Genomic DNA, 21,453 nt, shown 5'->3' with positions numbered 1-21,453 from the left:
CACCCAAGCCCCGATGTTTTAGCTTTTCCAGGCTGCGCGCCGCCGTACGGACTCGCCGCTGCGCGCTCCTTTTTTCCGAATTTACAGCAGGTTACCCCCATGCAATTTCGCGAGCTGATGGCTGTTATTTCCACCCATGCGATCCGCCTTCAACAGGACGATGAAGACCTGGTCATTCTGGGCGATGACGACGCACTGGACGATGCATTGTGGGACAGCCTCGCCAAACACAAGGCGCAGTTGCTGGAACTGGTGGCGAGCCACGGCGGCGACTGGTCGAGCCCGGCGCTGCGCATCACCCCGGACATGCTGCCGCTGGTGCAGCTGGATCAGTCGGCCATCGACCGGATCGTCGCCACCGTGCCGGGTGGCGTGGCGAATGTGCAGGACATCTATCCGCTGGCTCCACTGCAGGAGGGGCTGCTTTATCACTACCTTTCCGCCCCCGAGGGTGATCCCTATGTGTCGCAGGCGCGGTTCACGTTCGACAGTCGCGAACGGCTGGAGGCATTCACCGAAGCGTTGCGTCGGGTGATCGAGCGCCATGACATTTTGCGCACCTCCATCCTCTGGGAGCATCTGGACGAACCTGTGCAGGTGGTCTGGCGTGAAGCCCCGCTGGTCTGTGAGGAAGTCGATCTGAATGACCGCGAGGACGTACTCGCGCAATTGCTGGCACGCCACGACCCGCAGTACTTCCGCCTCGACCTGCAACAGGCCCCGTTGCTGCGGCTGGTGTTCGCCGAGGATCCGGTCAACGACCGGGTGGTCGCATTGTTGCTGTTCCATCACATGATCATGGATCACGTCGCGCTCGATGTGGTGCGCCGGGAAATTCAGGCCTACCTGTCCGGCCGCGATGCCGAAGTCGCGAGGGCGGTGCCGTTTCGCGACCACCTGGCGAGGGCACGTCTGGGGTCGGATGAGCAAGCGCATCAAGACTTTTTCCGCGAGATGCTCGGCGACATCGACGAGCCGACACTGCCCGGTGGCTTGCACGATGTACAAGGTGACGGGCAGGGCATCGAGGAAGTCTCGTGCATGCTCGACAGCGATCTGAGCCAGCGCCTGCGTACTCACGCGCGACAATCGGGGGTGAGCGTGGCGAGCCTGATGCACCTGGCCATGGCGCGGGTGCTGGGTCAGCTGTGCGGGCGCTCGGCGGTGGTGTTCGGCACCGTTCTGTTGGGACGGATGAACGCGGCTGACGGTGTCGAACAGGCCTTGGGGATGTTCATCAATACCTTGCCTTTGCGGGTGGATGTCGGCGCGTCGAGCGTTCATGACGGCGTGCTGACGACGCACCGGCGCCTGACCGCGCTGCTCGCCCATGAGCAGGCGTCCCTGGCACTGGCCCAGCGTTGCAGCGCCGTGGCGGTCCCGACGCCGCTGTTCAGCGCCATGCTCAATTACCGCCACAGCAGCGTGGAGGAAGTCGCCGAAGTGATCGAGCTGTCGCCGGGGGTGCGCGTGTTGGGTGCCCGCGAGCGCACCAATTACCCGCTGACCGTCAACATCGATGACCTCGGTCAAGACCTGCGCATCACGGTGCTGGCCGACGCGACGCTTGGCGCCTCACGCATCGCCGGTTACCTGCGCACGGCACTGGCAAGTCTCGTCGATGCGCTGCAGAACAACCCGCAAGCCGCATTGCACAGCCTCAACATCCTGCCGCCCGCCGAGCGTGAGCACTGGCTGTATGGCGTCAATTCACCGAAGGCGACGTTTCCCGATACGCCTTTGATCCATCAGCAGTTCGAAGCGCATGCGCACACTCGGCCCGAGGCGGTCGCGTTGCTGTTCGAGGGACGAACTTACAGCTATGGAGCACTCAACCGACAGGCCAACCAGGTGGCCCATCGTTTGCTCGCCCTTGGCATCCGTCCGGATGACCGGGTAGCGATCTGCGTCGAGCGCGGCCCGCAAATGATCGCCGGCCTGCTCGGCGTGCTCAAAGCGGGTGCCGGATATGTGCCGATCGATCCGGCTTATCCGCTGGAGCGCATCACCTTCACACTGCAAGACAGTGCGCCGGTGGCGGTGCTGATGCAGGCCGCGACTCTGGATCGGATTGCCGGGCTATCCGTGCCGCGGATCGACCTCGATAACGACGATTTGCAGACCGAACCTGAATTCAACCCGCAGATCCCGGACTTGAATCCGGCGCATCTGGCCTACGTGATCTACACCTCTGGCTCCACCGGGCTGCCCAAAGGCGTGATGGTCGAGCACCGCAACGTGGCCCGCCTGCTTGGCGCGACCCACGATTGGTTCCGGTTCAACGGGCAAGACGTCTGGGCATTGTTCCATTCGTTTGCCTTTGATTTCTCGGTCTGGGAAATCTGGGGCGCGTTGGCGTACGGCGGACAGTTGCTGGTGGTGCCGCAACACATCAGTCGCTCGCCGGACGAGTGTTACGCGTTGCTCTGCCGCTCGGGTGTCACCGTACTCAACCAGACGCCGAGCGCTTTCCGCCAGTTGGTCGCCGCTCAGGGACGCAGTCCGCTGCAGCATTCGCTGCGCGAGGTGATTTTTGGTGGTGAGGCGCTGGAGCCAGGATCGCTCAAGCCCTGGTATGCGCGGGTCGGCAACGCCGGCACCCGGCTGGTGAATATGTACGGCATCACCGAAACCACGGTGCATGTGACCTATCGCCCGCTGGTGGTGGCAGACGCGCAACTGACCGCCAGCAGCCCGATCGGCGTGCGCATTCCCGACCTGCAGCTGTACGTCCTCGATGCCCGGCGGGAACCCGTACCGGCCGGAGTGACCGGGGAGTTGTATGTGGGTGGCGCCGGGGTTGCCCGTGGTTACCTGAATCGTGAGGCGTTGACCGCCGAGCGCTTCATTGCCGACCCGTTCAGCGAGCATGCCGAAGCGCGTTTGTACAAGACCGGCGATCTGGCACGCTGGACGGTGGAGGGCGAACTCGAATACCTGGGACGCAACGATGACCAGGTGAAAATCCGTGGTTTCCGTATCGAACTTGGCGAGATTCAGGCACGTCTTGCAGCCTGCGACGGCGTGCGCGATGCGCTGGTGATCGCCCGCGAGGACAGCCCTGGCGACACGCGTCTGGTGGCCTACTGGCTGGCCGCCGAAGGTGTCGAACCGAGCGTTGCGCAATTGCGCGATCACCTGCTGGCATCGCTGGCCGAGCATATGGTGCCGGGCGCGTTCGTGCGCCTCGATGCCTTCCCGCTGACGGCCAACGGCAAACTCGATCGCCGGGCGTTGCCGCAGCCGGACAACGAAGCCTTCGCCCGGCGGGCGTTTGAAGCACCGCTTGGCGAAATCGAAACCCGCATCGCTGTGATCTGGCAGACCTTGCTCGGGCTGGAGCAGGTGGGCAGGCATGACAATTTCTTCGAGCTGGGCGGTCATTCGCTGCTGGCGGTGAAGCTGATCGAGCGCATGCGTCAGCAGGACATGCAGTGCGACGTCCGTGTGCTGTTCGGCCAGCCAAGCGTGGCTGCACTCGCCGCGACGCTGGGAGGGGACGCCACGGTCAGCGTGCCGGCCAACCGCATCGAACCCGGTTGCACCCGCATCACCCCGGACATGCTGCCGCTGGCCACGCTGGATCAAGCGGCCATCGACCGTATTGTCGAGACCGTCGACGGCGGTATCGACAACGTGCAGGACATCTACGCCCTGGCACCGTTACAGGCGGGGATCCTCTATCACCATCTGGCCATTGCCGACGGTGACCCGTACGTGTTGCAAGCGCAGTTCGCCTTCGACGGACTGGCGCAGATCAAGGCGTTTGTTCGCGCGTTGAACAGTATCATCGCCCGGCACGACATCCTGCGTACCAGCGTGGTCAGGGAAAACCTCGAGGAGCCGGTGCAAGTGGTGTGGCGTGCGGCGCCGCTGGCACTGGAGCGGGTGGATGCCGATCCGCAGGACGGTGATGTGTTACAGCAAATGCAGGCGCGCTTCGATCCGCGACACTATCGCCTGGACTTGCAGCGTGCGCCGTTGATGCGCTTTGCCTACACCGAGGACCCTTTGCAAAACCGCTGGGTCGGGATCCTGCTGTTGCACCACATCGTGCTCGATCACACCGCGCTTGAGGTGTTGGTGGCCGAGATGAGCGACGCACTTGACGGGCAAGTCGGCGCGCTGCCACCCCCCGTGCAATACCGCAGCTATGTCGCTCAGGCCCGTCTCGGTTCGAATGCCGAGGCCCATGAAGCGTTCTTTCGCGAGATGCTCGGCGACATCGTCGAACCGACCCTGGCGTTCGGCCTGCGGGACGTACTCGGTGATGGCACAAACATCGTGGACAGCGAGCTGGCACTGGATGAGCGTCTTGCCGCACGCCTGCGCAAACAGGCCCGCACGCTGGGCATCAGTGTTGCGAGTCTGGTGCATCAGGCCTGGGGCCAGGTACTTGCCCAGGTCTGCGGGCGCGAGGAAGTGGTATTCGGCACGGTGTTGCTGGGGCGCATGCAGGGGGGAGAGGGCGCCGATCGTTCGTTGGGCATGTTCATCAACACCCTGCCGCTGCGGGTCCATGTCGGGGCAACGACGGTGGAGGCGGGTGTCAGGTCTACCCACGAGCGTCTGGCGCAACTGCTGGTGCATGAGCAAGCGCCGCTGATGCTGGCTCAACGTTGCAGTGGCGTGACGGGTTCGCAACCGCTGTTCAATACCTTGCTCAACTATCGCCACAGCGCGCAACAGACGGCGACGCCGGGCTGGGAAGGCATCCGGATTCTCGATTCTCGTGAGCGCAGTAACTATCCGCTGGTGGTCAGCGTCGACGACCTTGGACAGGGCTTCCGGCTTTCTGTGCAGGCAGTGCCCCAAGTGGATGGCGCGCGGGTCTGCGATTACCTGCAAACGGCACTGCACAATGTGCTGAGCGCGCTGGAGCAGGATCGCCATGCGCCATTGAATCAGGTGTCGATTCTGTCGGCGGCCGAACGCCAGCGCGTGCTGGTCGGTTTCAATGTCACCGGTCGCGACTTTGCTCACGGCCATGTGGTGCACCAATTGTTTGAAGCGCGAGCGGCGAGCCAACCCGATGCTGTGGCAGTGGTGCAGGGCGGGCAAAGTCTGAGCTACGACGGCTTGAACCGCTGCGCCAATCGTCTGGCCCATCACCTGATCGGCCTCGGTGTGCAACCGGACGATCGCGTCGCGCTCTGTGTGCAGCGGGGTCCGCAGATGCTGGTCGGGCTGCTGGCGATCCTCAAGGCTGGCGCCGGTTATGTTCCGGTCGATCCGGCACATCCGGCGGAACGGATCGCTTACCTGCTGCAGGACAGCGATCCGGTGGCGGTTCTGGCACAGACGGCCACTCGCGACCTGCTGGGTGCCGTGCCGGTGATCAATCTTGACAGCGACGCCTGGCAGCATCTGCCGGACAGCAATCCACGACTGCCGAACCTGACCCCCGAGCATCTGGCCTATGTGATCTACACCTCGGGCTCCACTGGCCAGCCGAAAGGCGTGATGGTCGAACACGCGACCTTGGAAAATCTCGTGCACTGGCACGTCGATGCCTTTGACCTGCAGGCCGGCAGTCACACCGCCAGCGTGGCCGGTTTCGGTTTTGATGCGATGGCCTGGGAAGTCTGGCCGGCGCTGTGCGTCGGCGCGACATTGCACCTGCCGCCGGAATCGGTGAGCAACGAGCACCTGGACGAACTGCTCGACTGGTGGCGGGCGCAGCCGTTGCAGGTCAGCTTCCTGCCGACGCCGGTGGCCGAATATGCCTTCAGCCGCGAACTGCAACATCCGACCCTGCGCACCTTGCTGATCGGCGGCGACAAGCTGCGTCAGTTCAATCGTGAGCAAAGCTTTGCGGTGATCAACAACTATGGCCCGACCGAAGCCACGGTGGTCGCGACGTCCGGCCGGGTCGAAGTCGGCCAGCCGCTGCACATCGGCCGGCCGATAGCCAACGCCAGGGTTTACATTCTGGATGACCAGCAACGGCCAGTGCCGGTGGGCGTCACCGGCGAGCTGTACGTCGCCGGCGCCGGTGTCGCACGGGGTTATCTGAACCGTCCCGATCTGACCGCCGAGCGCTTCCTGAATGATCCGTTCAACGAAGGGCGCATGTACCGCACCGGCGACCTTGCGCGCTGGTTGGCAGACGGCAACATCGAATACCTGGGCCGCAACGACGATCAGGTGAAACTGCGTGGCGTACGGGTTGAACTGGGGGAAATCGAAGCGGCGCTGGCCAGCCATCCGGCAGTGCAGGACGCAGTAGCGCTGGTGCGCGACGGGCAATTGCTGGTGTGGTTCACCGAGCATGCGCCTACCGATATCGAAGCCCTGCGCAATCATCTGCAAACGCGTCTACCGCAAGTGCTGATCCCGGCGGCTTACGTGCGCCTCGACGCCTTGCCGCTGACCGCCAACGGCAAACTCGACCGCAAGGCCTTGCCGGAACCGGATCAGAACGCCTGGCTCAGCCGCGAATACGAAGCCCCGCAAGGCCCGGTGGAAACCGCGCTGGCGCAGATCTGGGCTGACGTGTTGAAACTGGAGCAGGTCGGACGCCACGACAACTTCTTCGAACTGGGTGGCCACTCGTTGCTGGCCGTGAGTTTGATCGAACGCCTGCGCCAGATCGGCCTGAACACCGACGTGCGCGTGCTGTTCAGCCAGCCGACCCTGGCAGCCCTGGCGGCTGCGGTGGGCAGCGGCCGCGAAATCGAAGTGCCGGCCAATCGCATTTCTGCCGACTGCACCCACATCACCCCGGAGCTGCTGAGTCTGACCGAACTGGATCAGGCCAGCATCGACCGGATCGTGGCCAGCGTGCCGGGCGGCGCCGCCAACGTGCAGGACATTTATCCGCTGGCGCCGTTGCAGGAGGGCATCCTTTATCACCACTTGAGCGCGGAGCAGGGTGACCCGTACCTGCTGCAATCATGCCTAGCCTTTGCCAGCGTCGAGCGCTTGCACGCTTTTGCCAACGCCTTGCAAAAGGTGATTGCGCGCCACGACATCCTGCGCACCAGCCTGGTGTGGGAAGGATTGCCGAGCCCGCAGCAAGTGGTATGGCGAGAGGCCGCGCTGGCGGTGCAATCGGTCGCTCTGAGTCCGCTGGATGGCGATATCCTCGATCAGTTGCGCGCACGCTTCGATGCCCGGGATTATCGCCTCGACCTCGGTCAGGCACCGCTGATCCGTCTGGTATATGCCGAAGATCCGCTGCATGACCGGGTGGCAGGTGTGCTGTTGTTTCATCACGTCGTGCTGGATCACACCGCGCTGGAGGTGGTTCGCCGGGAAATGCAATTGTATCTGCCGGGGCAGGTTGAGTCTTTGCCGCCTGCCGCGCCCTACCGCAACTACGTACATCAGGCTCGCCAAGGCATCAGCGAGGAAGAACACGAAAGCTTCTTTCGCGAGATGCTCGGTGATATTGACGAGCCGACCCTGCCATTCGGCTTGCAGGACGTACAGGGCGACGGCCGCAACATCGAGGAGCATTCGCTGGCGCTGCCGGTGGAATTGAATCGGCACCTGCGCCGACAGGCGCGGCAATACGGGGTCAGCGTCGCAAGCCTGTTTCATCTCGCCTGGGCGCGGGTGCTGGCGGCGACTTCCGGACGCCGGGACGTGGTGTTCGGCACCGTGCTGCTGGGGCGGATGCAAGGCGGCGAGGGCGCGGATCGGGCTTTGGGGATGTTCATCAACACCTTGCCGTTGCGCGTGGAAGTTGCCGGGCAAAGTGTGAGCGAAGCGGTTCGAACGGTTCATGAGCGGTTGGCGGCTTTACTGGGACATGAGCATGCGTCGCTGGCACTGGCTCAGCGTTGCAGCGCCGTGGCCGCCCCTTTGCCGCTGTTCAGCGCGGTACTCAACTATCGACACAGCGGCCACGACGCTGCGCGACAGACGGTTGACCCGGTCTGGCAAGGCATCGAATTCCTGGCCCAGGACGGGCGCACCAATTATCCGCTGACCTTGAGCATCAACGACCGGGGCGATGGCTTCAATCTGTCGGTGCTGACCCCGGATCATGTGGGGGCGCAGCGGGTCTGCGAGCTGATGCACAGCGCTCTGACGGAGCTGGCGACAGCGTTGGCTGACAACCCCGGACAGGCCTTTGAACGTCTCAACGTCCTGTCAGCGGCGGCGCGCGCGCAGCTGCTTGGCGACTTCAACGCGAGCACGGCGGTTTACCCGTCAGCGCAAGGTGTTCATCGTCTGTTCGAAGCACAGGTTGCGCGCACGCCGGATGCCGTGGCGGTTCAGGCGGGCACGCAGCGCCTGACGTTCAGGCAATTGAACCAGCGCGCCAATCGCCTGGCCCATCATCTGCAGGGGCTGGGGGTCACTACCGAGACACGAGTGGCGATCTGTCTCAAACGCAGCCCGGACATGCTGGTCGGCTTGCTGGCGATCCTCAAGGCCGGCGCCGCTTATGTACCGGTCGACCCGGCTTATCCGCCCGAGCGAATTGCTTACATGCTGGCCGACAGTGCGCCGAGGGTGGTACTGGTTCGCGATGTAGCTTTGCCGAATCAGGCTGGCGTACCTGTGATTGATCTTGCCCATGAGACCTGGCAAGACCTGTCGGTTGCTGATCCGCAGGTTGCCGAGTTTACGCCGGACGACCTGGCCTACGTGATCTACACCTCAGGCTCCACCGGCCAGCCGAAAGGCGTGATGGTCGAACACGCGACCCTGGAAAACCTTGTGCACTGGCACGCCGAAGCCTTTGACCTGCAGGCTGGCAGCCACACCGCCAGCGTGGCCGGGTTCGGCTTCGATGCGATGGCCTGGGAAGTCTGGCCGGCGTTGTGCGTCGGTGCGACGTTGCATCTGCCGCCGGAATCGGTGAGCAACGAGCATCTGGACGAACTGCTTGACTGGTGGCGGGCGCAGCCGTTGCAGGTCAGCTTCCTGCCAACCCCGGTGGCCGAATATGCCTTCAGCCGCGAACTGCAACACCCGACCCTGCGTACCTTGCTGATCGGCGGCGACAAGCTGCGGCAGTTCAACCGCGAACAGACCTTCGCGGTGATCAACAACTACGGCCCGACCGAAGCCACGGTGGTCGCGACGTCCGGCCGGGTCGAAGTCGGCCAGCCGCTGCACATCGGTCGGCCGATGGCCAACGCCCGAATCTATCTGCTCGATGACCAGCAACGTCCGGTGCCCGTGGGTGTGACGGGTGAGTTGTACGTCGCCGGCGCTGGCGTGGCGCGCGGTTACCTGAACCGTCCCGATCTGACCGCCGAACGCTTTCTTACTGATCCGTTCAGCGATCAGCCGCAGGCGCGGATGTACCGCACCGGCGACCTCGCACGCTGGCTGGCGGACGGCAACATCGAATACCTGGGCCGCAACGACGATCAGGTGAAACTGCGTGGCGTGCGGGTTGAACTGGGAGAAATCGAAGCCGCCCTGACCACACATCCGGCAGTGCAGGACGCAGTGGCGCTGGTACGCGACGGCCAGTTGCTGGTGTGGTTCACCGAGCGAGCCCCGACCGATATCGAAGCCCTGCGCAATCATCTGCAAACCCGCTTGCCGCAAGCCCTGATCCCGGCGGCTTACGTGCGCCTCGACGCCTTGCCGCTGACCGCCAACGGCAAACTCGACCGCAAGGCCTTGCCGGAGCCGGATCAGAACGCCTGGCTCAGCCGCGAATACGAAGCCCCGCAAGGTCCGGTGGAAACTGCGCTGGCGCAGATCTGGGCCGACGTGTTGAAGCTGGAGCAGGTCGGACGTCACGACAACTTCTTCGAACTGGGTGGCCACTCGCTGCTGGCCGTCACCCTGATCGAACGCCTGCGCCAGATTGGTCTGAGCACTGACGTGCGTGTGCTGTTCAGCCAGCCAACGCTGGCTGCACTGGCCGCAGCGGTGGGCAGCGGTCGCGAAATCGAAGTGCCGGTCAATCTCATTCCTGCCGACTGCACCCGCATCACTCCGGAGTTGCTGAGCCTGACCGAGCTGGATCAGTCGAGCATCGACCGGATCGTGGCCAGCGTGCCGGGTGGCGCCGCCAACGTGCAGGACATTTATCCGCTGGCGCCGTTGCAGGAGGGCATCCTCTATCATCACTTGAGCGCGGAGCAGGGCGACCCGTACCTGCTCCAATCGCGGCTGGCCTTCGACAGCGTCGAGCGTGTGGAAGCGTTCGCGGCGGCGCTGCGCCAGGTCATTGCCCGTCACGACATCCTGCGTACGGCAGTGATCTGGCAGAAACTGGCCGAGCCGATGCAAGTGGTCTGGCGTCACGCAGATCTGCCAGTGCAGGAGATCGTGCTTGATCCGGCGGATGGCGACATCCTCGAGCAATTGCACGGGCGTTTCGATGCCCGGCACTACCGGCTCGACATCAGCCAGGCGCCGTTGCTGCGTCTGGTGTATGCCCGTGATCGGGCACACGACCGGGTGCTTGCGATGTTGCTGTTCCACCATCTTGTGCTCGATCACACCGCGCTGGACGTGGTGCAGCAAGAAATGCTCGCCTGCCTGCAAGGGCATGAAGCTTCGTTGGGCGCGGCCGTGCCTTACCGCAACTACGTAGCGCAGGCGCGGCTGGGTGTCAGCGAGCAGGAGCACGAGGCGTTCTTCCGCGACATGCTCGGCGACATCGACGAGCCGACCCTGCCGTTCGGTTTGCAGGATGTGCAGGGAGACGGTCGCGACATCGAGGAAACGCAACAGGCCCTGACCGCCGCCACCGGCCAGCGTCTGCGCAGTCTCGCGCGGCAACTGGGCATCAGCGTGGCCAGCCTGTTTCATCTCGCGTGGGCGCAGGTGCTGACGGCGACATCCGGGCAGGAGCGGGTGGTGTTCGGCACGGTGCTGATGGGCCGGATGCAGGGCGGCGAGGGGGCCGACCGGGCGTTGGGGATGTTCATCAACACCTTGCCGCTGCGGGTCGATCTGGGAGCAACCCCGGTGCGTGATGGGGCTCGGGCGACGCATGCGCGGCTCAGCGCGCTGCTCGGTCATGAACACGCCTCGCTGGCGCTGGCCCAGCGTTGCAGTGGCGTCGCCGCGCCGTCACCGCTGTTCAGTTCGATGCTCAACTACCGGCACAGCGCCGACGCGGCGCAACAGCAAAACCGGCGTCAGGCCTGGCAGGGCATCGAGACCCTGAGCAGCGAAGAGCGCACCAACTATCCGCTGAGTCTGGGCGTCGATGATCTGGGCAGCGGGTTCGTGCTCACCGCCATGACCCCGGCGAGCATCGGCTCGCAGCGGATCTGCGACTACATGCAGACCGCGCTGGAGCAACTGGCGGATGCTCTGGAGCAGGCTCCGGATCAGCCGCTGAACCGCTTGCCGATCCTTGACGGCGCAGAACGTCAGCGGGTGCTTTACGACCTTAACGTCACCGGCACCGCCGACGATCTGGAGCAAACCGTTCACGCTATGTTCGAGGCGCAAGTGCAACGCACGCCGCAAGCCATCGCGTTGCAGGCCGGTGAGCAGCGGCTGACCTACGCCGAACTCAACGCACAGGCCAATCGCCTGGCCCATTACCTGCGTGAGCTGGGCGTGGGGCCGGATTCGCGGGTGGCGATCTGTGTCGAGCGCGGGCTGGAGCTGATCGTCGGTCTGCTCGCCATCCTCAAGGCCGGCGGTGCCTATGTGCCACTGGACCCGGCGTACCCGGCGGAACGTCTGGATTACATGCTCAAGGACAGCGCGCCGGTAGCGGTGCTGGTGCATGGGGCGACTCGCGCTTTGCTCGACGAGAGCACCGCGCGGGTGATCGATCTGGATCAGGCGCAATGGACATCCAACCCGGAGGACAACCCGCAAGTGCCGGGCCTGAGCGCCTCGAACCTTGCCTACGTGATCTACACCTCCGGCTCGACGGGGGCGCCGAAGGGCGTGATGGTCGAGCATCATGGCGTAGGCAATCTGCTGCACTGGAGTTCGCAGCTGTGTCCCGCCGTGGCCGACGGCGCCCTGTTACAGAAAACCCCGTTCAGTTTCGATGCCTCGGTCTGGGAGCTGTTCTGGCCTCTGAGCGCTGGCCTGCGTCTGGTGCTGGCACGTCCTGACGGACACCGCGAACCGGCGTATCTGGCGCGGGTGATTCGCGAGCAGCGGATCAGCGTGATCCAGTTCGTGCCAGTGTTGTTGCAACAGTTCCTCGAGCAGGACGACGTCAGCCAGTGCAGCAGCCTCACCGACGTGTTCTGTGGCGGCGGTGACCTGACGCCGGCGCTGGCTCGCCTTGTGCGCGAGCGTTTGCCGCAAGTGCGCTTGCACAACGTTTACGGCCCGACCGAAGCCACGGTCGACAGCACGGTGTGGACGCTGGAACCGTCGATGCCGGTGCCGGACAGTGCTTTGCCGATCGGACGGCCGATCAACAACACCCGTCTATATGTCCTCGATGCCGCTCAGCGGCCGGTGCCGATGGGCGTGATCGGTCAGTTGTTCATTGGTGGTGCCGGGGTTGCGCGGGGCTATCTGGGCCTGCCGCAATTGATGGCCGAACGGTTTATCCCGAGCCCGTTCGTGGCCGGCGATCGGCTGTACGCCACGGGCGACCGGGTGCGCTATCGCACCGATGGCCAGCTCGAATTCATCGGGCGCAACGACTTCCAGGTCAAGCTGCGTGGCTTGCGTCTGGAACCGGGTGAGATCGAAGCGCAACTGCTCAGCCATCCAGCCCTGCGCGAAGCCGTGGTGCTGGTGCGTGATGAGCGTCTGGTGGCGTACTTCACGTGGCACGCCGAAGCCGGGCAGCCGGGGATCGAGGCGTTGCGCGAACACTTGCTGGCACGCTTGCCCGATTACATGGTGCCGTCGGCATTCGTCGCGCTCGACAGCCTGCCGCTGAGCCCCAACGGCAAGGTCGATCGCAAGGCGCTGCCCGCACCGGATTCGGCTGCAGTCAGCATTCGCGAATACGAAGCGCCGGTCGGCGAGATGGAAATCCTCCTCGCGGTACTGTGGTGCGAATTGCTCAAAGTCGAGCGCGTCGGGCGGCAAGACCATTTCTTTGAGCTGGGAGGGCATTCGTTGCTGGCGGTCAGCCTGATCGGGCGCCTGCAACAGGCAGGTATCGAAGCCGATGTCCGGACGTTGTTCGAGCAACCGACTCTGGCTGGTTACGCGGCTATCACGGAAAGAATGGAGATCGTCCTGTGAACCTGAATGAACTGTTGGCGACGCTGAAGACAAAAGACATCCAGTTGGCAATCACGGACGGGCAATTACGGGTCAATGGCAACAAGCAGGCCCTGAGTGAACCGGCCTTGCTGGCCGCATTGCGCGAGCACAAACCGGCATTGATCGAGCTGATCGAGGCGGGCGGTTACTCGTCCGCACGGGAAGGGCAGGTTGCAGTGCCGGTCAATGGCATTTCACCGGGCACAACACGGGTCACCCCGGCGATGCTGACAATGGTTGACCTGAGCCAGGACACCCTCGATCAAATTGTCGCGCAGATCCCTGGCGGCGGCGCCAATGTCCAGGACATCTATCCACTGACGCCGTTGCAGGAGGGCATCCTCTACCACCACGCGAGCGCTGCACAGGGTGATCCGTATGTGATGCAGGCGAAATTCGCGTTCAGCGGACCCGAGCGGTTCGAGGCATTCGTTCGGGCTCTGCAGACTGTCATCGAGCGCCACGACATTCTGCGCACCGCCATCGTCTGGGAAGGACTGGACACGCCGGTGCAAGTCGTCCTGCGAAGTGTCGAGTTGCCTTTGGAGAACGTGCAGCTTGATGCGGCTGAGGGCGATGTCCTTGAGCAGTTGCATGCGCGATTCGACGCCCGGCATTTCCGTCTCGACGTGACACGTGCGCCGCTATTGCGCCTGGCTCATGCCCGGGATTCAGAGACCGGGCGTATCGTCGCGATGTTGCTGTTTCACCACATGGCGATGGATCACTCGGCGCTCGCGGTGGTCAGCGAGGAAATGCAGGCGTGCCTGTCAGGACAGAGCACCAGACTGGGAGTGCCCGTACCGTTTCGCAATTATGTCGCCCAGGCGCGGCTAGGCATCAGCGAGTCCGAGCACGAGGCGTTTTTCCGCGAGATGCTCGGTGACATCGACGAGCCGACGTTGCCGTTCGGCCTGCAGGGCGTGCATGGCGACGGCAGCGACATCGAAGAGTGCGGTGTGCCACTTGACCCGTTGCTGGGGCAGCGCCTGCGAGCCAGTGCCCGCTCGCTCGGGGTGAGTGTCGCGAGTCTGTTCCATCTCGGCTGGGGGCAGGTCCTGAATGCACTCACCGGCAAGTCCGCCGTTGTGTTCGGTACCGTGCTGATGGGGCGAATGCAAGGGGCGGAGTCGACCGACCGCGCGCTGGGCATTTTCATCAACACCTTGCCGCTCCGGGTCGAGGTCAGCGCGCTGGCAGCGAATGAGTCGGTGAAGGCCACCCATGCACGTCTGACCAGCCTGATGCGCCATGAGCACGCACCGCTGGTGCTGGCCCAACGCTGCAGTGGGGTGGTCGGGTCATCGCCGCTGTTCAGTTCGCTGCTCAATTATCGGCACAGCACCTCAAGTGCCAATGCCAGTGCCGAAGCGCTCTCGGCCTGGGAGGGGATCAGCGTCCTGCATGCGGAGGAACGCACCAATTACCCGCTGACCTTGAGCATCGATGACTTTGGTGATCGCTTCAGCCTGACGCTGCTGGCCACCCGTGAAGTCGAGGCGCAGCGCATCTGCAGCTACATGTTGTGTGCCATGGAAAACCTGTTGCAGGCGCTGGAGCACGCGGCGGATACGCCGTTGAGTCAACTGTCGGTGTTGCCCGGCCTGGAGCGCGAACAGTTGTTGACGGGGTTCAACGCCAGCAATGTCGAATACGTTCGCGGACAGACCATTCATCAACGCTTCGAGGCGCAGGTCGTCGCGCGACCGCAAGCGCTGGCGGCGGTGCACCTGGACAAGCAACTGACGTTCCACGAACTGAACCGCCAGGCCAACCTTCTGGCGCATCGCTTGATCGATCTGGGTGTGCAGCCGGATGACCGGGTAGCCATCGTCGCCCGGCGAGGGCTGGATACCCTGGCCGGATTGCTCGCTGTCCTCAAGGCAGGCGCCGGGTATGTGCCGATCGACCCCGCGCATCCGGCCGAACGCTTGAGTTATCTGCTGAGCGATTGCGAGCCAGTGGCGATTCTGACCTCGAGTGACCTGCTCGCACGGCTGCCGGGACAGGAGCTGCCGGTACTCGATCTCGACCCGCGCACCTGGCGCTCAGGCAATGACGCAAACCCAGTGGTAGCAGGTCTGTCCGAGGCGAACTTGGCTTATGTGATCTACACCTCGGGCTCCACCGGTTTGCCCAAGGGGGTGATGGTCGAACACCAGACACTGGCCAATCTGGTCGACTGGCACTGCAACGCCTTTGACCTGCGTACCGGTCGCCATACGTCGAGTCTGGCCGGGTTCGGCTTCGACGCAATGGCATGGGAAGTCTGGCCAGCTCTGTGCGTCGGCGCGACCCTGCACCTGGCGCCTGCGCAGGACGGCGGTGAAGACGTCGACGGGCTGCTGGCCTGGTGGTGCGCGCAACCGCTGGACGTGAGTTTCCTGCCGACTCCCGTCGCCGAATACGCCTTCAGCCGGCATCTCGAGCACCCGACATTGCGTACCCTGCTGATCGGCGGCGACCGCTTGCGTCAGTTTTCGCGCAATCAGCATTTCGATGTGATCAACAACTATGGCCCGACCGAAGCCACCGTCGTTGCCACGTCCGGACGGATCGAGGCGGGGGAGGCGCTGCACATCGGTAAACCGGTGAGCAATACCTCGGTGTATCTGCTCGATGGCCAACAACGTCCGGTGCCGATCGGGGTGCCCGGCGAGCTGTATATCGGTGGCCGAGGCGTGGCGCGTGGTTACTTGAACCGTGCGCAACTGACCGCCGAACGCTTTCTGCCGGACCCGTTCAGTGAACGACCGAATGCGCGTATGTATCGCACTGGCGACCTTGCTCGCTGGCGCCCGGACGGGACGATCGAATATCTGGGGCGCAACGATGACCAGGTGAAAATCCGCGGCATGCGCATCGAACTGGGGGAAATCGAAAGCCGTCTGCAGCAACTTCCCGGCATTCAGGAAGTGGTGCTGCTGGCCCGTGAAGACGAGCCCGGACAACCACGGCTGGTGGCCTATTTCACCGAGCAGGCGCAGGTGCAGCCACTGGCTGTGGCGCAACTGCGCGAGCATCTGCTGGGCCAGTTGCCCGAGTACATGGTGCCGGTCGCGTTCGTCAGACTCGACAGCCTGCCGCTGACCGCCAATGGCAAACTGGATCGCAAGGCCTTGCCGTTGCCGGAGCGCACGGCGCTGCTCACTCGTGAATACGAGGCGCCGCAAGGCCAGCTCGAATGCACGCTGGCGCAGATCTGGGCCGAGGTTCTGCAGGTCGAACGGATAGGGCGTCAGGATCATTTCTTTGAGTTGGGCGGCCATTCGTTGCTGGCCATGCGCATGGTCGCGCAAGTGCGTCAACGGCTGGGTGTGGAGCTTGCGCTCGGCGAGTTGTTCGCCAATGCCGAGCTGGCGTCGGTGGCGCAGTCGCTTGCCCGGGCCGGACGCTCGACGCAGCCGCCGATCCTGCCGGTGCCACGGGAAGGCGCATTGCCGCTGTCGTTTTCCCAGCAGCGCTTCTGGTTTCTGGCGCAGATGGAAGGTGCCAACACCGCTTACAACATTCCGATCGGTCTGCGTCTGCGCGGTGTGCTCGACGCCGATGCGCTACAGCGGGCGCTGACCCGGATTGTCGCCCGCCACGAAAGCCTGCGCAGCCGTTTCACGCCGTACAACGGCGAAGCCCAGGTTCTGATTACTCCGCCCGACAGTGGCGTGCTGCTGCGGGTCGAGGACCTGCGCCAGCACCCGCAGGCCGATGAAGCCTTGCAGGCGCTGATTCAGGGGGAAGCTTCCGGCCCGTTCGACTTGCAGGATGATCCGTTGATTCGCGGACGGCTGGTGCGTATGGCCGACGATCACCATGTGTTGCTGATCACCTTGCATCACATCATCTCCGACGGTTGGTCGATGGAGGTGCTGACCCGCGAGCTGATGGCGTTGTATCAGGCTTTCAGTCAGGGGTTGGCGGACCCTTTGCCGCCGCTGGCGTTGCAATACACCGACTATGCCGTCTGGCAGCGACGCTGGCTGAGCGGGGAGGTTTTGCAGCGCCAGAGCGATTATTGGCAACGCACGCTGGCCGATGCGCCAGCCTTGCTGACGTTGCCTGCCGACCGACCGCGACCACCGCAACAGGATTACGCCGGCAGCAGCGTCGAAGTGTGCCTGGACGAGCGCTTGAGCGCCGGCCTCAAAGCCTTGAGCCAGCGCCATGGCGTGACGCTGTACATGACGATGCTGAGCGCGTGGGCGATGCTGCTCAGTCGTTTGGCCGGGCAATCGGACGTGGTGGTCGGTTCGCCGGTGGCCAACCGTTTCCGGGCCGAAATCGACGGATTGATCGGGTTGTTCGTCAATACCCTGGCGTTACGCATTGATACTTCCGGTGAGTTGAGCACCGAAGCGCTGCTGGCGCGGGTCAAGGCGCTGACCCTGCAGGCCCAGGCCCATCAGGACCTGCCCTTCGAGCAAGTGGTGGAAATCGCCCGACCGGCCCGCAGTCTGGCCCACAGCCCGCTGTTCCAGAGCATGTTCAACTGGCGCAGCAGCGACGGGCCGGTATTGGCGCTGGGGGATCTGACCCTGGAAGCGGTGGCGGAGCCGAGTCACTTCGCCAAGTTCGACCTGACCCTGACCCTGGGTGAATCGCCCAACGGGATAAATGGCTGGATGGAGTACGCCACAGCGCTCTTCGATGAGGCGACGGCACGGCGTTATGTCGGGTATTTCCAGCGCTTGTTGCAGGCCATGGTCAACAACGACCAGGCAGTGCTGGAACACGCGCAGATAATCGAGGATCAGGAACGCACGCAGTTGCTCGACGAATTCAACGCCACCGCGCGGAACAGTCCGCAAGCGCTGACCGTGCACCGTGTATTCGAGATGCAGGCCGCCGAGCATCCGCAGGCCGTTGCCGCGGTGCACGGGACGCAGGTGTTGAGTTACGCAGAACTGAACCGCCGCGCCAACGGCCTGGCTCATCATCTCATCGCTCAAGGTGTGCAGCCTGGCGATCATGTGGCGATTCTGTTGCCACGCTCGCTGGAACTGTTGATCGCGCAGTTGGCGATCATCAAGTGTGCGGCGGCCTATGTGCCGCTGGACATCAACGCACCCGCCGAGCGTCAGGCATTCATGGTGCAGGATTGTCAGGCGGTCGCGCTGTTGACCGGCAGCGATCAGGCCTTCGAGTACCCGGTGCGACGAATGGATCTGGATACCCTGGCGCTTGCCGGGAGTCCTTCGCACAACCCGGATCTGCCTCAGTCCTCGGAGGCGCTGGCGTACATCATGTACACCTCGGGCTCCACGGGCACGCCGAAGGGGGTCATGGTGCCGCATCGCGGCATTACCCGCCTTGTGATCGACTGCGGCTACGCCGATTTCAACCCGAGTGATCGCGTGGCATTCGCTTCGAACCCGGCGTTCGATGCGAGCACCATGGATATCTGGGGCGCTTTGCTCAACGGTGGCCAGGTGGCCGTGATCGATCATGGGATTTTGCTCGACCCACAGGCATTCGGCCGGGAGCTGAGCCGGTGCGGGGCCACGATCCTCTTCGTCACCACCGCATTGTTCAATCAGTATGTGCAATTGATTCCCGAGGTGCTCAAAGGGCTGCGCATCCTGCTGTGCGGTGGGGAGCGTGGCGATCCGGCAGCGTTTCGAAAGCTGCTCGCCGAAGCACCGGACCTGCGCCTGGTGCATTGTTATGGCCCGACCGAAACCACGACGTACGCCACCACCTTCGAAGTGCGTGAGGTGGCGCCGGATGCCGACAGCGTCTCGATTGGCGGCCCCATCGGCAATACCCGCGTGTATGTGCTGGATAACCGGCAACAACCGGTGCCGTTCGGCGTCACCGGCGAGTTGTACATCGGTGGTCAGGGGGTTGCGCTGGGCTATTTGAATCGGCCTCAACTGAGTGCCGAGAAATTCCTCCGGGATCCGTTCAGCGATAACCCGCAAGCCTTGATGTATCGCACGGGCGACCTGGTCCGCTGGCAGTCGCCGGGGCGACTGGAATGTCTCGGCCGCAATGATGACCAGGTGAAGATCCGCGGCTTCCGGATCGAACTCGGAGAAATCGAAAACCGCCTCTTGAGCTGTCCGGGGGTCAAGGAAGCGGTGGTCCTGGCCCGACGCGGCGGCCAGGAGCCAACGCGGCTGGTGGCCTATTACACGGCGCACGATCCTGCATTGCAGGGCGCTACCCTTCGCGCGCTGCTGCAAGCCAGGTTACCGGAGTACATGGTGCCGACCGCCTGGGTGGTGCTGGAGAGCCTGCCGCTGAACAACAACGGCAAGGTCGATCGCAAAGCCTTGCCCGCGCCGACACACCAAGCGCTGGTCATGCGTGACTATCAGGCGCCGGCCAATCCTCTTGAGGAATCACTGGCCGGGCTATGGGCTGAAGTGTTGCAAGTCGGGCGGGTAGGCCGCCATGACAACTTCTTCGAACTGGGCGGGCATTCGCTGCTGGCGGTGCGGCTCGTCGATCTGATGCAGAAGGCCAACAGGCCGATTTCGTTGGCCGAGCTGTTCCAGCATCCAACTGTCGAGTCTGCTGCCACGCTGTTGTGCCAGCGCGATGACGCTGTGCAACACCATGACGGCGTGGTCGTGGTGCGGGCAAGCGAGCGGGGCACGCCGTTGTTCCTGGTGCATGAGTTCAGTGGTCGGGACCTGTATTTCCCGGCGCTGGGCCTGTACATCGGCGGCGAGTTCCCGATTTACGGCTTGCCGGGTATCGATCCCGGTATGGCGCAACTGCGCACCATGGAATGCCTGGCAACCCGGCTGGTCGAGGTGATCCGCGCCAGACAACCCCACGGCCCCTATCGGCTTGCCGGCTGGTCGTTCGGTGGCGTGCTGGCTTATGAAATCGCGGCGCAACTACTCGGGATGGACGAGTCAGTGGCGTTCGTCGGGCTGATCGACTCCTACGTGCCACGTCTGGCCGATCCGGATAAGGCGCTGTGGAACGATGCACATGTACACAAGCGCCAATTGCTTCTGCATTGCACGGCGCATTGGGCCGGACGCGAGACGCAGGGGCAGCAGGCACTGGCGCGTCTGGCCATGTTGCAGACCGAACTTGAGCAGTGGGCGTTCGCCGATTTGTTCAACCATTGTCACGAACAACAGTTGCTCAGGCCCGAACTGGCGGCTGTCTCGTCGGCGGATGCCTGGCATTACCTCGACCGGGAAGTGGCCCACGGGCATGCGTTGGCGCATTACCGGATCAACCCGATCGGCCTGCCGTTGCATCTGCTGCGTGCCACGGAGCGTTCGGCGCAAATGTCACGACTCAGCGCCACGCGCGGTTGGGCTGAAGAATTGCCAGGTGCCGAGTTGCACTGCATCGACGTACCGGGCGATCACCAGAGCATGATGAAAGCACCGCACGTTCAGGCTCTGGGGCAGGCCCTGACTCAGGCGCTGGAAACGGCAACTGCGCCAGCGCCAACGGCCTATCAGCCGATCCTGACCATTCAGACCGGTCACACCGGACATGCACCGATTTTCTGCGTGCCGGGTGCCGGCGACAGTGTTACCGGGTTCCTCCACCTGACTGAGGCGCTGGGGCCGGAGTGGCCGATTCATGGGCTGCAACCCCGAGGCCTGGACGGCGCGACGGTGCCGCACAGCCGGGTCGAAAGCGCCGCCACGTTCTACCGGCGGGCGCTTGAACAGCTGTATCCGCAAGGACCGGTGCATTTGATCGGGCATTCGTTCGGTGGTTGGGTGGCCTACGCCATGGCGGCGCAGTTGCAGGCGGCGGGGCGCGAAGTGGCATCCCTGACGCTGATCGACAGTGAATCGCCGGGCGGCAACAGTGTGGTGGGCAAGCCTTACACCACGACGGCGGCGCTGTTGCGGCTGATCGAGTCGCTGCAACTGTCCAGCGGCAAGTCCCTGGGCATCGATGCGCTGACCTTCGCCGAAGCCGACGACAGCACGCAAATGCGCCTGCTGCACGAGGGGATGGTGCGCGCGGGTGTGCTGTCGGAGCGCGCGTCACTCGATGCGATGCAGGGCCCGGTGCGCACGTTCGCCGCCGCACTGCGCACGGTCTATCGGCCGGCGCTGGCCTACACCGGTCCGGTGCGTCTGGCGCTGGTGGACGACCCGACGCTGGACGCCTCGGGCAACCAGCGCGAACAGGCGGCGATGCTCGAAGGCTGGCAGCGTGAGGCCAGGGATCTGGCGGTGTGGTACGGCCCGGGCAACCACTTCACGATCCTCAAGGCGCCCAACGTCTTCAGTCTTGCAGCGTGGTGGCATGACGGGCTGACGGTGGCGGCGGGCCAAGTGTTGTCCTGATTGAAGTGTTTATCCTGGAACCCGGCCGCTGGCCGGGCTCAACCCTGAA

The 21,453-nt window shown here is 63.9% G+C and carries 2 protein-coding genes; both read left to right on the top strand.

Annotated elements, in window-relative coordinates; translation table 11 throughout:
- The first annotated feature begins 99 nt into the window (after positions 1 to 99).
- Positions 100 to 13,107 carry a non-ribosomal peptide synthetase gene (locus CAF80_RS19460; protein WP_085667794.1) on the top strand — a complete coding sequence of 4,336 codons (13,008 nt, stop codon included), beginning with the start codon at positions 100 to 102 and terminating at the stop codon, positions 13,105 to 13,107.
- Positions 13,104 to 21,404 (top strand): non-ribosomal peptide synthetase, encoded by an 8,301-nt coding sequence (locus tag CAF80_RS19455; protein WP_085667793.1) that lies wholly within the window; start codon positions 13,104 to 13,106, stop codon positions 21,402 to 21,404. Before CAF80_RS19460 ends, CAF80_RS19455 begins: the two co-directional genes overlap by 4 nt.
- Positions 21,405 to 21,453 lie beyond the last annotated feature (49 nt).

This window comes from Pseudomonas sp. B34(2017) (assembly GCF_002112915.1).
GTDB lineage: Bacteria > Pseudomonadota > Gammaproteobacteria > Pseudomonadales > Pseudomonadaceae > Aquipseudomonas > Aquipseudomonas pharyngis.
This window is presented reverse-complemented; position numbering and strand designations above follow the sequence as displayed.